This is a genomic window from Lentibacter sp. (assembly GCF_965657785.1).
In the GTDB taxonomy this organism is placed as follows: Bacteria; Pseudomonadota; Alphaproteobacteria; order Rhodobacterales; family Rhodobacteraceae; genus Lentibacter.
Genome location: NZ_CBFHPP010000006.1, coordinates 61,499 through 76,922 on the forward strand (window position 1 = coordinate 61,499; position 15,424 = coordinate 76,922).

General features: G+C 60.2%; 13 protein-coding genes. 4 read left to right on the plus strand and 9 right to left on the minus strand.

The window, feature by feature from the left end:
* Positions 1–47: 47 nt before the first annotated feature.
* From ACTF58_RS05550 to ACTF58_RS05570, 5 genes are all read right to left on the minus strand, one after another.
* Positions 48–1,724, minus strand: a complete 1,677-nt coding sequence (locus ACTF58_RS05550; RefSeq protein ID WP_438990979.1) for a formate--tetrahydrofolate ligase — start codon at positions 1,722–1,724, stop codon at positions 48–50.
* Between the two features lie 144 nt (positions 1,725–1,868).
* Complete coding sequence (locus tag ACTF58_RS05555; protein WP_438990980.1) at positions 1,869–2,468, minus strand: MOSC domain-containing protein; 600 nt, start codon at positions 2,466–2,468, stop codon at positions 1,869–1,871.
* Between the two features lie 292 nt (positions 2,469–2,760).
* Positions 2,761–4,416: a peptidoglycan -binding protein gene (locus tag ACTF58_RS05560; RefSeq protein WP_438990981.1), complete on the minus strand. Its 1,656-nt coding sequence runs from the start codon at positions 4,414–4,416 to the stop codon at positions 2,761–2,763.
* Between the two features lie 3 nt (positions 4,417–4,419).
* Positions 4,420–5,670 carry a biopolymer transporter ExbB gene (locus tag ACTF58_RS05565; RefSeq protein ID WP_438990982.1) on the minus strand — a complete coding sequence of 417 codons (1,251 nt, stop codon included), beginning with the start codon at positions 5,668–5,670 and terminating at the stop codon, positions 4,420–4,422.
* Positions 5,671–5,794: 124 nt separating this feature from the next.
* The gene (locus ACTF58_RS05570; protein ID WP_438990983.1) at positions 5,795–6,322 is read right to left on the minus strand and encodes a gamma-glutamylcyclotransferase; all 528 of its coding nucleotides are present in this window, start codon (positions 6,320–6,322) and stop codon (positions 5,795–5,797) included.
* A 66-nt stretch (positions 6,323–6,388) separates the two neighbouring features.
* On the opposite strand from ACTF58_RS05570, the gene ACTF58_RS05575 reads away from it, so the two are divergent.
* Positions 6,389–7,372: a DUF2125 domain-containing protein gene (locus ACTF58_RS05575; RefSeq protein WP_438990984.1), complete on the plus strand. Its 984-nt coding sequence runs from the start codon at positions 6,389–6,391 to the stop codon at positions 7,370–7,372.
* Entirely contained in the window at positions 7,369–8,043 is a 675-nt protein-coding gene (locus ACTF58_RS05580) for an HD domain-containing protein (protein ID WP_438990985.1), read from the plus strand. The genes ACTF58_RS05575 and ACTF58_RS05580 overlap by 4 nt, the downstream gene beginning before the upstream one ends.
* A gap of 767 nt (positions 8,044–8,810) precedes the next feature.
* Here ACTF58_RS05580 and ACTF58_RS05585 read toward each other — a convergent pair.
* The 4 genes from ACTF58_RS05585 to ACTF58_RS05600 form a co-directional block, all read right to left on the minus strand.
* Positions 8,811–9,737: a prephenate/arogenate dehydrogenase family protein gene (locus ACTF58_RS05585; RefSeq protein ID WP_438990986.1), complete on the minus strand. Its 927-nt coding sequence runs from the start codon at positions 9,735–9,737 to the stop codon at positions 8,811–8,813.
* Positions 9,734–10,816, minus strand: a complete 1,083-nt coding sequence (gene hisC / locus ACTF58_RS05590) for a histidinol-phosphate transaminase (protein ID WP_438990987.1) — start codon at positions 10,814–10,816, stop codon at positions 9,734–9,736. Before hisC ends, ACTF58_RS05585 begins: the two co-directional genes overlap by 4 nt.
* A gap of 120 nt (positions 10,817–10,936) precedes the next feature.
* Positions 10,937–11,557: a 30S ribosomal protein S4 gene (gene rpsD / locus ACTF58_RS05595; protein WP_089887222.1), complete on the minus strand. Its 621-nt coding sequence runs from the start codon at positions 11,555–11,557 to the stop codon at positions 10,937–10,939.
* A gap of 176 nt (positions 11,558–11,733) precedes the next feature.
* Positions 11,734–12,795: a Hint domain-containing protein gene (locus ACTF58_RS05600; RefSeq protein WP_438990988.1), complete on the minus strand. Its 1,062-nt coding sequence runs from the start codon at positions 12,793–12,795 to the stop codon at positions 11,734–11,736.
* 222 nt (positions 12,796–13,017) lie between these two features.
* On the opposite strand from ACTF58_RS05600, the gene ACTF58_RS05605 reads away from it, so the two are divergent.
* Both ACTF58_RS05605 and ACTF58_RS05610 read left to right on the plus strand, forming a co-directional pair.
* The gene (locus ACTF58_RS05605) at positions 13,018–13,893 is read left to right on the plus strand and encodes a LysR family transcriptional regulator (protein WP_438990989.1); all 876 of its coding nucleotides are present in this window, start codon (positions 13,018–13,020) and stop codon (positions 13,891–13,893) included.
* A 78-nt stretch (positions 13,894–13,971) separates the two neighbouring features.
* The gene (locus ACTF58_RS05610) at positions 13,972–15,423 is read left to right on the plus strand and encodes an aldehyde dehydrogenase family protein (RefSeq protein ID WP_438990990.1); all 1,452 of its coding nucleotides are present in this window, start codon (positions 13,972–13,974) and stop codon (positions 15,421–15,423) included.
* Position 15,424: the final 1 nt, after the last annotated feature.

The following is a 15,424-nucleotide window of genomic DNA, read 5'->3' on the forward strand; positions in this document are numbered from 1 at the left end:
CCGGATCGGACGGGGCTCGATGCCCCGCCCGATCCGGCCTTTTTCGCTTAAAACAGCCCTTCGATCTCGCCCGCCTCATTGAGGCGGATGCTCTCCGCCGCAGGCACCCGTGGCAAGCCCGGCATGGTCATAATCTCACCACAGACCACAACAATAAAGCCCGCCCCCGCGCTCAGGCGCACTTCGCGCACAGGCACAGAATGCCCCGTTGGCGCGCCGCGCAGGTTCGGATCGGTCGAGAAGCTATACTGCGTCTTCGCCATACAGACAGGCAGCTTGCCATAGCCCTGCTCTTCCCAAAGCTTGAGCTGGTCGCGGATTTTCTTATCCGCAATCACCTCATCGGCACGGTAAATCCCCTTGGCAATCCGCTCAATCTTTTCAAACAACGGCATATCATCAGGATAGAGCGGTGCAAACTGGCTCACGCCACTGTCCGCAATCTCGGCCACGCGCTTTGAAAGCTCCGCACTGCCTTTGGAGCCAAACTCCCAGTGCTGGCTGACAATCGCTTCCGAGCCCTGGCTCTTCACATAGTCTTTCACAGCCTGCACTTCGGCCTCGGTGTCGGTCACAAAATGGTTGATCGCAACCACAACAGGCACGCCAAATGACTTCAGGTTGCCGATATGACGGCCAAGGTTGGCACAGCCTTTTTCAACAGCCGCTACATTCTCCCCGCCAAGGTCCGCCTTCGCGACCCCGCCGTTCATCTTCATCGCGCGCACCGTCGCCACAAGCACCACACAGTCAGGCGCAAGGCCGGCTTTGCGGCATTTGATGTTCATGAACTTTTCAGCGCCAAGGTCCGCCCCAAAGCCCGCCTCGGTCACAACATAATCCGCCAGCTTGAGCGCGGTCTGCGTCGCAATCACCGAGTTACAACCATGCGCGATGTTGGCAAACGGGCCACCGTGCACAAAGGCAGGGTTGTTCTCAAGCGTCTGCACAAGGTTCGGCTGCATCGCGTCCTTCAGCAAAACAGTCATCGCACCTTCCGCCTTGATATCGCGCGCATAAACAGGCGAGCGGTCGCGGCGATAGGCCACAATCATGCTGCCCAAACGCTCTTCAAGGTCTTTCAGGTCTTTGGACAGGCACAAAATAGCCATAACTTCCGAGGCCACAGTGATGTCAAACCCGTCTTCGCGCGCAAAGCCGTTTGAAACGCCGCCAAGCGACGACGTAATCTGGCGCAAAGAGCGGTCGTTCATGTCCACAACACGGCGCCACGTCACACGGCGGGTGTCAATATCAGCAGCATTGCCCCAATAAATATGGTTGTCCAACATCGCGCTCAAAAGCGAATGCGCGCTCGTAATGGCATGGAAATCGCCTGTAAAATGCAGGTTCATGTCTTCCATCGGCACAACTTGCGCATAGCCGCCGCCCGCGGCGCCGCCCTTCATGCCAAAGTTCGGGCCAAGCGAGGCCTCACGGATACAAACCATCGCCTTCTTGCCAATCGCATTCAAGCCGTCGCCAAGGCCCACAGTCGTCGTGGTCTTGCCCTCGCCCGCAGGCGTCGGGTTGATCGCGGTCACAAGAATAAGCTTGCCGTTTTTGTTGCCTTGCACAGAGTTGATAAAGCTCTGGCTCACCTTGGCCTTGTCGTGGCCATAGGGCAGCAGATGCTCGCTCGCGATCCCGATCTTGTCGCCAATCTCCTGGATCGGGCGCTTCTTGGCTTCGCGGGCGATTTCAATGTCGGACTTATAGCTCATAGCGGATTCCTTTTTCCCATCCGGCTTCTCTTGCTGCCCTTCTAGCGCTCCAAATCCGTCAGCGGCGCGCAGAATCCGACATTTCCGAAGCCCAGAGCGGCGGAGTGTCGCAGCACCAAACCGCGCCTGTCGCCTATCGGAAACTCATTCCCCCCGCGCCTGCGCCAGATGCGGCCAGACAGGCTGATCAGGGATATGCAAAACCAACTCGTCGCCAAGCGCAATCTCCCCGCCCCGCTCAACCCATGCGGTCACACCGCGGCGGTTCTTGGCCGCGCCCACAAACGCCTTGCCGTGCCCCGCGTGCTCGGCCTCCACTTCTTTGGCGGGCCATACACAGGGGCGGTTTTCCATATCAATCACAAGCGTCGCCCCCGAGGGCGCCTGAAGCCGCGAGGAGGGCGGCACCAGCGTCAAATCAGGAATGCCCTCAATAATCAGCGAGGCTCCGAGATACTCGGGCGCCAGCGCCTCAAGCCCCAGATCCGCCGCAATCAGCGCCATTTCCTCAGCCGACAAAACAGAGATCTGCCGCACATTGGCGATCTCGGTGCCCTTTGGATGCTGGCTTGTCACGCGCGAACACGACGCCCGCGTCACCCCGCCATGCGCCTCGCCCTCAAGCCCCGCAAAGCCAAGCATCGCCCGCTCAAGCGGCACCGAGCGCAAGCCCGCCGCGCGGTCCTCCACCCGTCCAATCCATTTGATGGTCGCCTTAAACTCACTCGGCTTCAAAGCAGGCATAGCATTCTCCCAGATATTTCCGCCAAGCTGGCCCAAGCCATCAGCGAAGGCAAGCCACCCTTTCTTTTTGCTGAAAATATCCCGGGGGCTTGGGGGCTGGCCCCCAATTAGTGGTGAGCTTGGGGGCTGGCCCCCAATTAATGGTGGGGTTGGGGGCTGGCCCCCAATTAATGGTGGGGTTGGGGGCTGGCCCCCAATTAGTTATGGGCTTGGGGGCTGCCCCCAATGAAGGGCGCGTTTGGCGCAGCGCCCCGTCAGCGCCCTGTCAGCGCCCTGTCAGCGCCCTGTTAGATCACTTTTCAGTAAACTTAAGCTCAATCCTGCGGTTCTGCGCCCGCGCCGCCTCCGTGTCGCCAATGGCAATCGGTTGATATTGCCCAAAGCCGTTGGCGCTCAGCCGCTCGGGCGGAATGCCAAGGAAATTCACCATATATCTCACAACAGACAGCGCCCGCGCCTGCGACAGCTCCCAATTGTCCGCAAACGCGCCCGCGCCCGAGAGCGGCACATCGTCGGTGTGGCCATCCACACGGATCACCCAATCAATCTCTTGCGGAATATCGCCCACAACATTGCGCAGAATATCGGCAATCTTGGCAAGCTCGCCCTGCCCCGCGCGGCTCAGATCGGCCTGCCCCTGCGCAAACAGCACCTCGGACGAAAAGACAAACCTGTCGCCGACAATCCGCACCCCGTCCTGCGCCCCGATCACATCGCGCAGCCGCCCGAAAAATTCGCTGCGATAGCGCTCAAGGTTCTGCTTTTCAGCTTCCAGCCTGATCCGCTCGGCCTCTTCCAGCGCGCGCCGCCTGCGCTCTTCGGCCGCCGCACGCGCGAGGGCAGCGTTCAAATCCTGCCCCAGATTGCTCAGCTGAATGTCGCTTGCCGCGTCACGCTCTCTATAATCATCAATGATCGCCTGAAGGCTGCCCAGCTGTGAGCGCAAAGCCGCAACCTGCTGGTTGAGCAAGGCCTGCGCCCGCTGCGCCTCCAGCGACAGCGCCTCTTCGTCTGCAAGCTTGGCTTTGGCCTCGGCCAAAAGCGCTGCCCGCACCGCCGCATCGCTGATCGTTTCGCCAAGCTCTTCTTCTAGCGCAATTTTCTCGGCCAAGGCCTGCGTCAGCTGCGCTTTATAGTCGGCACTCATCACCGCCTGTTCGCTGGCTTGCGTCTCGGCCTCAAGCAGAAGCGCGGCCACCCGCACCTCAAGATTTTCTTCGGCCGCTTGGGCCGCCGCCAATAAGGTCAGCGTCTCTTCCGCATCCTTACGCGCCGCCTCCAGCGCCAGCGTCATTGCGGTAAGTTCGGTGTCCGCCTCAGCAAGCCGCGCCCGCAAAGCCTCCGCCGCCGCCAGCTCGATGGCGCGGGCGGCCTCTTCCTCGCTCAAAGCCGTCTGAAGGCTTGCGAGCGCTTCATCTTGCGCCGCCGCCTCGGCCTCGGCGGCTGCAATCACCGCATCCAAAGCGGCCTTCTGGGTTGTGAGGTCGGCACGTTCCGCGCGCAAAGCCTCTGCCTCGTTTTGGGCCAGATCGCGCTCCGCCAAAAGGCGCACCACCTGCGCTTCAAACTCTGTGATCTGCGTTTCCGCCGCACTCAAGGCCGCGTCTTGCGCTTGCGTTTCGGCCCGCAGCGTGGCGATCAAGGCCGCCTGCTCGCCCGCCCGCGTGCGCGCCGCCTCAAGCGTAACCCCAAGTTCACCAACCCGCGCCTCAAGCCCCGTGGCGCGGCGCTGCTCCAGCCCAAGCGCCTGCGCCAGCTTGGCAATCTCGGCATTGAGCTGGTTCATCTCGCTTTCCTGCCCCGTGATCGTCTCGCGCAATACGAATTGCACGACCATGAAGATCGTTAAGACAAACATCAAAACAAGCAGAAGCCCCGTCATCGCATCGACAAATCCGGGCCAGATATTGGCCTGAAAGCGCTGCCCTGTGCGGCGGGAAAGGGCCATGTGCTAGCCCTCGTTTTCCGCGCTGTCGGGCCTGCCGTCTGTCACGTGCAGCTTGCGCACGCGGCCCGCCGGCTGCCCGCCCAGCACCCTGCCGAGATCGGCAATATCAACGCGCAGCTCGGCCATCATTTCCTGCCGCCCCGCACTGATCTCTTCCAAGACCCGCAGCATCTGCACATCAATCGAGCGCAGGCGCATCCGGCTCTCCGCATCAATCCCCGCTTCCGTGCTGCTGCCCCCGCGCGCACGCAGCTCATGGATCAGCGCCTCCTGCCCCTCGGCCACACGGCCCAGCGCAGCCAAAGTCGGGTTCGCATCGCCCAATTCATCGGTCAACCGCTCCAGCGCTCCCGCCAGCCGCGTCAAGCGCGCGTCGCTGCCAGCCTGACGCATCTCGCCCTCGCGCACCAGATCCTGCAACGCCTCCATCTGTCCCGCCATATGCTCCAGAAGCCCGCCATAGACAGCCCCCGCCTGACCGCTCACCTCGCCCTCGCCTTCGCTCTCCCCCTCGCCAGAGGCAAAGCCCAGCTGGGTGATCGAGCTGAGCCATTCCTCCAGCTCACGATAAAAGCGGTTCTGCGCATGGCCTGCAAACAGCTCCAGCAACCCCACAACAAGCGAGCCAGCAAGCCCGAGCAGCGACGATGCAAAGGCCACACCCATCCCCGAAAGCTGCTGGTCCAGCCCGCTCATCAACCGGCCAAAAACCTCAACGCCGCTTTCTCCCTCCGCAGGCGCCAGCCCTCGGATCGTGTCGACAAGTGCCGGCACAGTCGTCGCCAGCCCGTAAAACGTGCCCAAAAGGCCAAGAAAAATCAAAAGGCTGACAATATAGCGCGTGATCTCGCGCTCTTCGTCAATCCGCTGCGCCACCGAGTCCAGAATAGAGCGCGCCGAGCCAGAGCTGATCTGGCGCCCCCGCCCGCGCGAGGAGAGCAAATTCGCCAAAGGCGTAAGCAAAGACGGCGGCCTGACCCCCTCACGCTCCGCCACATCGGCCGCAAAGGCCTCGATCCAGCGCACCGAGCGCATCATCTGATAGATCTGCCAAAACGTCGCCAAAACGCCGACCGCAAAGACAAAAACGATAAACCCGTTGAGATAGGGATTGGCCTCAAAAACAGGCAAAACCTGCGGCAAAGCCAGCAAAGTGACAAAGCCCGCAAGCCCGAGGGCCAACAGCATCAATACGATCTGTCTCAAGGGTTGTGAAAAATACAGCTCGGCCTCACGCTCCGGATGCGCCCTCATGACGGCTCCTGACGCTTATTTCAGTTGCCCAACCATAAGCAGAACCCGCGCATATGCCAAGTCAAATGCCGCATCTCTCCCCCGCAGGCCGTCGCGCCCGCCATCTCGGCCACCGTCTCGGCCCTCAGCCCAGCAGTTTGACCCGCGCCACAATCTCGTCAAGCTCGGGGTCCGAAATCCCCAGCTCGTGCAAATGCGCCGCCGTATTGAAGAGATATTCGCTGTTCGGGCCACGCCCGCCATGGGCCTGCGCAATGATCCGCGCCTGCTCCTCAAGGTCCAGCCCGCCACAATACTGGATATGCGCCGCATCAATCACATAGGTCACAGCCTCCACCTGCCGCTTGTCGGCCAGCGTGATATCAAGCCTGCGCTCCACATAAGCCGAAGAGATCAGCTCGCGCTCGCGCAAATAAGCCAGCACCTGCTCCTCCTGCCCCGCCCGCACAGAAAAAGCGACCCCGTGGCAACGCGCCTTGGGCATCTCGTCCAGCGCCAGCACAAGCCCGGGGGCCTCCTCCGTCCCGCGATGGTGGATCGAGCGCATACAAAAGCTGCGGGCATAGCCCTCAAGCGTGGCAATCCGCATCTCCTCCACGTCAAAGCCGGGGTTCCAGATCAAGGACCCATAGCCAAACACCCACATCGTCATATCACTTGTCCCTTCGCGCGCCTGCCCCCATAAACACCATCACCACTGAAGGGAAAAGGTGCTCGCGTGAAAAAATTGCTCGTTCTTATCGTGACTTTGGCCGCGCTCTGGTCTGGCTACTGGTTTGTCGGCGCAACAAGCCTCAAATCGGGCATAACAGCGTGGTTTGACGCCCGCCAAAGCGAAGGCTGGCAAGCCGAATACTCTGACCTCTCAGTCAAAGGCTTCCCCAACCGCTTTGACACAACCCTGACAGACCCCGCCCTCGCCGACCCCGCCACAGGCCTCGCATGGTCGGCCCCCTTCGTGCAGCTCTTCGCCCTGAGCTATCAGCCCAATCACATCATAGCCGCCTTCCCCGCGTTCCAGACCCTGCGCACCCCCGCCGCGCGCATCTCCCTCAAAAGCGAAAAGATGCAGGCCTCCATGGTCATGGAGCCCAAGACAGCCCTCGCCTTCAGCCGCGCCAATCTCGCCGCCACCGCCCTGACCATCACACCCGAAACAGGCCCCCGCACCCATATCGCTGGGTTGCAAACCGCGCTCACCCGCGAGGCGGATACAAGCTACCGCGCCGCCTTCAACGCCGATGGCCTCGCCCCGCCCCTGCCCGCCGCCTTGCGAGGGGAGCTGCCCGAGACGCTCACATCCTTCCGCGCCGATGCCACGCTCGATTTCACCAAACCATGGGACATCAGCGCCCTTGAAGACAGCCGCCCCCAACCGACCCAGATCAAACTTCACCGCGCCGAAGCCGAATGGGGCCAGCTCAAACTGGCCGCCGCAGGCGCACTCTCCATTGATCGCACAGGCACCCCGACAGGCACCCTCACCCTCAAGGCGCGAAACTGGCGCGATATTCTCGCCCTCGCCACAGCCGCAGGCGCCCTGCCCCAAAGCCTTGCCCCCCAGATCGAGCAGGGCCTCTCCCTGCTCGCAGGCCTCTCGGGCAATAGCGAAACCCTCGACATCCCGCTCACCTTCTCAGGCGGCTATATCAAAATCGGCCCCATCCCTGTCGCCCCCGCACCACGCCTCTTCATCCAATGAGCCTCGGTCCCTGCCCCTACGAAACCGCGCTCCAAGCCCATTGGAGCAAGGCCACAGAAAGCGCGAGAGACAGCGCAACAGACAGCGCCCATGATCTCGCCCATATCCGCCGCGTCTGGGCCAATTGCCAGCATATCGCCAAAGGCGAAGGCCAAAACGCCACCGTCGATCTGGAGCTTCTCCACGCCGCCGCTCTGTTTCACGATCTTGTCAACCTGCCCAAGAACGCGCCCAACCGCGCCGAGGCCTCCCGCCTCTCGGCCGAGGCCGCCGCCCCGCTCGCCCGCGCCTGCGGCCTGCCCGAAGCCAAGCTCCCCGCCCTCAAACACGCGATCGCAGCCCATAGTTTCTCGGCAAAAATTGCCCCCCAAACACTTGAAGCGCAAATTCTGCAGGACGCCGACCGCCTCGATGCGCTCGGAGCCATTGGCCTCGCGCGGATGCTCATGATCTCGGGCGCGCTCAACCGCCCGCTTTATGATCATACCGATCCCTTGGCCCAAAACCGCGCCCCCGACGACACCGCCTTCGCCCTTGATCACTTCCAAACCAAACTCTTCACATTAGCCGACACAATGCACACAGAGACCGCCCGCCAAATCGCAACAGAGCGCACAACCTATATGCGCGCCTTCCTCGCCCGCCTTCACAGCGAAATCGCAGAGACCTAACCATCTGCTCCGCGCCCGTGCCGCGCCCGCGCCGCGCCTGCCTTGCCACCCCCACCTCTGTTTTTTCCCGTCTTTTCTCCGTCTTTGCCCCGTCTTTGCCCCGTCTTTTTCTTTCTAAAAATATCCCGGGGGTCTGGGGGCAGCGCCCCCAGTTAAACTTGCGTCTGGGGGCAGCGCCCCCAGTTAAACCAGCGTCTGGGGGCAGCGCCGCGCGGGCGCTGATCACCGCGCGCGGGCGACGCGTTACCGCGCGCCTTATTAACACTCCAAAATCACGTTTTGCCGGTGCACGGGTGGTGCACACTTTGTGCACGCTTTTCACCCCCCCCGAATCAGCCCCGTTAACCTTTTTATGTGCGCCCCGTTTGCCCGCCGCGCAGCCCGCTCCCAAGGGGCGACCCCCCCGCCCGCCGCGTCCGCTCTGCCCCCGTCTCACGCCGCAACAGCGGTCCGGAAAGCCTGCGCCTGCCGCCCCGAAAAGCGACTGACCCCGAGTTCATATAATTCAATGATTTTATAGACTTACAGGTGGCTTCACCATCTCCCAAACCCCGCACAAAAAGTGCAGGCCACAGACCGCCCTGCGCCTTACCGCGCCCTTAACCCCACAAGAGGTAAGCTCTACAAGACCAACGCAAATCAACGCCCCTCAAGCGCCAAATCGCCAAAGCCCAACCCCGCCCAAAACAGCCTCAACCCGCAACGTTTTTCCCTCTCAGTGCACCGCCCCGAAAGCAAAAAAAATAAAATGTAGCAAAAACAGTGTGTTAGGATTTTAACTCTTTCTTAACCCGCCCGAAGTCTGGCGCGTCCGTATCCTGCCCCGCTTCAATAATCCCGCGCCTGATCGCCCGTGTGCGGGTAAAATACGCATGAAGCATATCCCCGTCGCCCGTTCGGATCGCCCGTTGCAGCGCAAAAAGCTCTTCGGTAAAACGCCCCAGAATTTCCAATGTCGCCTCTTTGTTATTGAGAAAAACATCGCGCCACATGGTCGGATCCGAGGCCGCAATCCGCGTAAAGTCCCGAAAGCCCGCCGCCGAATATTTGATCACTTCACTGTCCGTCACACGGCGCAAATCATCGGCCACGCCGACCATCGTATAAGCAATCAAATGCGGCGCGTGAGAGGTCACACCCAGCACAAGGTCGTGGTGCTCCGCATCCATTTCCTCAACCTTCGCACCAATCCCCTCCCAAAGGTCGCGCAGGGTTTTCACCGCCTCAGGCGGCGTGCCCTCCGCGGGAACCAGCAGGGTATAGCGGTTGTCAAACAGCTCCGCAAAGCCCGAGCGCGGGCCGGAATGCTCGGTTCCCGCCAAAGGGTGAGCCGGAATAAAATTAACATTTTCAGATAGATGCGGCCCAACAGCCTCGATCACCGCCTTTTTGACAGAGCCAACATCACTGACGGTCGCACCCGCCTTCAGATAGGGTGCAATTTCTTGCGCCACAGCGCCCATCGCGCCCACAGGCACACAGAGCACAACGAGGTCAGCGTCTTTCACAGCCTCCGCCGCACTGTCACAGACGACATCGCACAGGCCGATCTCGCGGGCCGTATCGCGGGTCTCGCTTGAGCGTGCATAGCCACGCACCTCGCCCGCAAGGCCGCCGCGTTTCATGGCCCAAAACATCGACGAGGCAATCAAGCCCAGCCCGATCAGAGCGACTTTTTCATATGTCTGGCTCATGCCTGACCCTCCCGCCATTTCGTAAGCGCCGCAATCAAACGGCCCGTCTGCGCCTCATTGCCCACAGTCATTCTGAGTCCTTCGGCAAATCCATACCCCGTGACACGGCGTACCAATATGCCTTCACCCTGCAAGGCCAGATCCACCGCCCCCGCCTCTGCCGCGTCCGTGAAGCGCGCCAAAACAAAGTTCGCGTGGCTCTCGTCACAGGCCACACCCAACTGGCGCAATGCCCCCGTCAGCCGCGCCCGCTGCGCCGCGTTCAAAGCCGTGCAATTCGGCACCCAGTCCAAGTCCTCTACAGCCGCCTGCGCCGCCTGAAGCTGCACCGTCGAAAGGTTAAACGGCTGCCTGATCCGCGTCATGACATCAATCATCTCGCGTGGCCCGTAGCCCCAGCCAATGCGCAGCCCGCCCAGCCCGTAGACTTTGGAAAACGTTCGCGTCATCAAGACGTTAGGAAGCTCGGCCACAAGGCCCGCGCCGCCATCATAGCCCTCGGCATACTCGGCATAAGCGCCGTCAATCACCAAAATAACATTTGCAGGCAAACCCCGCGCAAGCCGCTCAAGCTCGCCCTCGGGCAGCATTGTGCCCGTCGGGTTGGCTGGGTTGGCCAGCATAACAAGCCGCGTGCGCTCACCGACAGCCGCAAGGATTGTATCAACACTCACAACCCGCTCAGCCTCCGCCACCTGAACAGGCGTGGCCCCCGCCATATGCGCAAGGATCGGATACATAGAGAAGCCGTGTTCGGTGTAGATAATCTCGTCACCGTCGCCTGCATAAGCCTGACAGACGAATTGTAAAACCTCATCAGAGCCAACACCACAGATGATCTGCTCGGGCGCCAGCCCATAGGCTTTCCCGATCGCGGCACGCAGCTCGGCATGGTCGGTTGAGGGATAGCGATGAACCTCACTGGCCGCCTGCGCAATCGCAGCCATGGCTGCGGGAGGCGGGCCAAGCGGGTTCTCGTTTGAAGACAGCTTCAAAACATCCGAATGCCCAGCAATACTAGACTTTCCGCCCTCATAAAGAGCGATATTCATGATCCCTGCTTGCGGTGTAAGGCGCATTCTTCTCTCCAAATTCCTCACAGGTCATACTGACAGACAGACCCTGCTGCCAGCAAAGAAAAAGGGCCGCAGCGGTATCCCGCCACAGCCCTCTGATAAAGCTTTGCGAAATACGCGTGCTTAGTTTTGTGCGTAATATTCGATAACGAGGTTTGGTTCCATCACAACCGGGTATGGCACATCGCCAAGACCAGGAGCGCGCACAAATGTCGCTTTCATTTTGGAGTGATCCGCATCGATGTAATCAGGCACGTCACGCTCTGCGAGCTGAGTGGCTTCGATCACAACAGCGATCTGCTTGGAGCGATCACGCACTTCAATGACATCGCCCTCTTTGACGCGGTATGAAGGAATGTTGACCTTCTTGCCGTTCACAGTGACGTGGCCGTGGTTTACGAACTGTCGTGCCGCAAAAACTGTCGCAACAAACTTCGCACGGTAAACAACCGCATCAAGACGGCGCTCGAGCAGACCAATCAGGTTCTCGCCTGTATCGCCTTTTACGCGCTCAGCTTCTTTAAAGATGCGGCGGAATTGCTTCTCTGTCAGGTCGCCGTAGTAGCCTTTCAGCTTCTGCTTGGCGCGAAGCTGCAGACCGAAGTCAGACAGTTTGCCCTTGCGGCGCTGACCGTGCTGGCCGGGGCCATATTCACGACGGTTTACAGGCGACTTGGGGCGGCCCCAAATGTTTTCGCCCATGCGGCGGTCAATTTTGTACTTGGCAGATGTGCGTTTGGTCACAGCTGATATCCTTCTAAAAACGAGGCCTCAAGCGGGCCACTATGAAGGGCGTTGTCCTCTGGCCTAGGGCCTGACAGGGATCCTCTTGCGAGGGCCACCAACACCAATGAAGCCGCGCTTATATCTGCGCTCGGCTCTGAGTCAAGCGCAAACCCGTTGTTTTCGGCTGCAAATGGCTAGGCCGCTTCATACGAAAGGATCGCCGCTTCCGATTCCGACAAATTGCGCCGCGCAAAAGCCCCATACCGTTCTGGCTGCACCTCAAAATCAGGATGCATTCGCAAAAGCGCCTCGCGGTCTTCATCGCTCAATGTTGCCAGCGCTGTATTGGCGGGGTGGAAGCTTTCCGTCTCCACGCCATTGGCCCAGACAATCTGGTGATTTGGTAGCAGAAGGTGAACATAGGTCACCTCTTTCATTTGGCTGTCGATCACAATGTCTTGGCCATTGAGCATATCTTTCGCACGCACCAGCACTTCGTCTGTATTAAACAGAGATCGCGCCACAGCCCCTCTCACAAGCATACGATGCTCAGGAGAGACAACAAGCTCATGGTCTGGCCGCTCGATGCCCAGCGCCCCTGCCCTGAAGCGGATCGGCCGCAAGCGCGGCATAGCAAACAGCCTCGCTCCCGTCATACGCCGCTGCCCGACCCATTGGATTTCCTGTGCACCCGCATCTTTGGTTTGCACATAATCGCCTTGCCTTAGCGTCTCGATCGCCCTCACCCCATCAGGCGTGGCAATCCGTGTGCCAGGCGTGAAGCAAATCACCCCGCCCGCATCTGGCCCCTCGGCACTTTGTCGTGCGGGCTCAAAACTCTGATGCACAATCCAAAGATCGCGGCTTTTCGGTGGGAGCTGGTCCACAAACATCAACAAAGGTTGCGCCTCGGCACCAATTTCAATCAGCGTCACCGTGTAACTTTGCGTTCCATCCGTCACAACAAAGCTGTTGTCACTCATCTCGTCAGACGTCTCCCTCGCCATGTCGCGCCTGTCGCTGGTTGCGACCCCGACCAAGCGGTGCACCATGCGCGCCGCGCGCCGTCTGAGGTTTGTCTCGTCGTCCGCCTTGTCTAGCCGCAATAGCTCGGAAGGCCCGTCAACGCGCACAGCGTCTCCCTGCCAAGACCACGTTGCCCCAACGTTCAGGTCTGCCACTGGCGCATTCGCCAGCCCGTCTATTTTTATTTGCGGCCAAGAGATAACGAACGTGCCCTTAAAGCCCGTTTCCATCACTACTGCCTGCCTCGATCTTGTTTTTATTTTATGCTGGGACGCTAGCACGTGAGATTCTCACTGCATACCCCCGAAAACACAGGATGAATCCTGATTGTGGCAAAAAAGCTGACGCGAAAAGGCGTCAGGCCTCACGGGAAAAAGCGCAGCCATAGCGCGCGCAGACCCAGACCAAAAGCGAGCCTAGACATACCCGCCATAGCCTGCAAGATTGCCTTCATGACACTCAAAATAGACCTATTGCGCGCATTCTGTGCTGTGGCCGAAACAGGCTCGCTCGCCAAAGCCGCCGCCTCCTTGAAGCGCACGCCCTCGGCTGTCTCCATGTCTCTCAAGCAATTTGAGGATCATTTGGGCGCACCGCTTTTTGTTGGCAGTCGCAAATCAAAGCTCACCCCTCTGGGGCAAGCGATCCTGAGCGAAGCCTCCGAACAAATCACTCATTTCGCACGCTCCGTGCGGCGTATAGAAGGCCTCGCCCGCGCAACACACGGACAAGTGCGTATCGCAGTCACCCCCTCTGTCGCACAGACCGTCCTGCCTGATATCATCAAAACCTATAGCGCTCTTTACCCAGACGTTTCTGTCGAGCTGCGCGATCTTGACAGCGCAGGCGTCTTGGCCGAACTCGAAGCAGACCGCGCCGATATCGGGATCGCCTCGCTTCCAGAGCGTGCGGGGTTTGAGCGTTTCGAGCTGTTTTCTGATCCCTTCGGTGTGGTCTGCCGCGCCGATCATCCCCTAGCGCCCAAATGGGAAAGCCTCACTTGGTCAGACATCATTGACGAGCCCCTGATTTCAAACGGTCTTTGTGAAATGATCAGTGACCCCGCCTTTGCTGCGATGCTCACACGATCCCGCCTTTTCGTGCGCAGCACAGCCTCCCTCCTCGCGCTGTTGCGTGCCAATGTCGGGATCACCATTTTGCCAAAGCGCGCCCTCGGGGCTGCGGACGACGAGTTGGTATTTTTGCCCCTCAAAGACAGCACCGCACAACGCCACGTTCATGTGATGCATCGCACCGAAGGTCAGCTCTTGCCCCCCGCGCTGCACTTCAGCGACACGTTGCGCCAAGCGGCACTTCAGAAATTCTGAAGCCAGATTCAATTAAATTCGTTTGATCTGTAGCTTCAGGCGGTCCAAAAAGGAAGAAACCTTGGCTCAGGAACCCTTATGACCGATATCAAACCAAATTTCATCGCTGGCGCATGGAGCACAGGCGCAGGCGTCGTCGAAAACTACAATCCGTCTGATCTGTCCGAGCTGGTCGGCCTCTACGCACAAGCCTCCTCTGACGAGCTCGACACAGCCATTGAAGCCGCCCAGCGCGCCCAAATCGAATGGGCCGCCTATGGTCTTGAGCGCAAGCAAGCTGTTCTCAATGCAATCGGCACCGAAATGATGGCGCGCGCCGAAGAGCTCGGCACACTGCTCAGTCGCGAAGAAGGCAAGCCGCTCGCCGAGGGCAAGGGCGAGGTTTACCGCGCAGGCCAGTTCTTTACCTATTACGCCGCCGAAGTCCTGCGCCAGCTCGGCCAGAACGCACAGTCCGTGCGCCCGGGCGTTGATATCGACATTCGCCGCGAGCCTGTAGGCACAGTCGCCGTGATCAGCCCGTGGAACTTCCCCACTGCCACAGCCAGCTGGAAAATTGCGCCCGCGCTGGCCTATGGCAACGCCGTGATCTGGAAGCCCGCCAATGCAACGCCAGCTTCGGCGCAGGCCTTGGCCGAAATCATCTCGCGTCAGGACATCCCCAAGGGCCTCTTCAGCCTTGTGATGGGTTCTGGCCGCGATATCGGCCAGAAGCTTGTCGAACACAAAGGCATCAACGCCATTTCCTTTACAGGCTCCGTCCCCGTTGGCCGCGGCATCGCACAGGCGGCTGTCGGTAACTTTACCAAGCTGCAAATGGAAATGGGGTCCAAAAACGCGCTCGCTGTCATGGACGATGGCGACCTTGACCTTGCCGTGGCTGTTGCCCTCGGCGGGGCCTTTGGCGGAACGGGCCAAAAATGCACAGCCTCCTCGCGCCTTGTCGTGCACGAAGCAGTGCATGACGCCTTCGTTGAAAAGCTCGTGGCAGGCGCTCAGGCTATGAAAGTCGGTCATGCCCTCGAAGAGGGCACCCAGATCGGTCCGGTTGTGAGCGAAACGCAGCTGAAAGAAAACCTTGCATGGGTTGCCAAAGGCCGCGCCGAAGGGGCAGAGCTGGCCTGTGGCGGTGAGCAAGTTGAGCGCGCCACCCAAGGCTACTTTATGACTCCGGGGGTTTTCCTGGGCACGACCAACGCTATGGACATCAACCGAGAAGAGCTTTTTGCACCGCTCACCGCTGTGATCAAAGTGGGCAGCTATGACGAGGCCCTGCATACAGTCAACGACACCCGCTTTGGCCTCACAGCCGGGATCGTGACCCGCTCCTTGGCCCGCGCCAGCGACTTCCGAGCGCGTGCCCGCTCAGGCTGTGTGATGGTCAATCTGGCCACCGCAGGCACAGATTATCATGTCCCCTTCGGCGGGCGCGGGGAAAGCTCCTATGGCCCGCGCGAACAAGGCTCTGCGGCAGCGGAGTTCTACACAACCGTGAAAACCGCTTATATTTCCGCAGGCTTGCCAGAGTAGA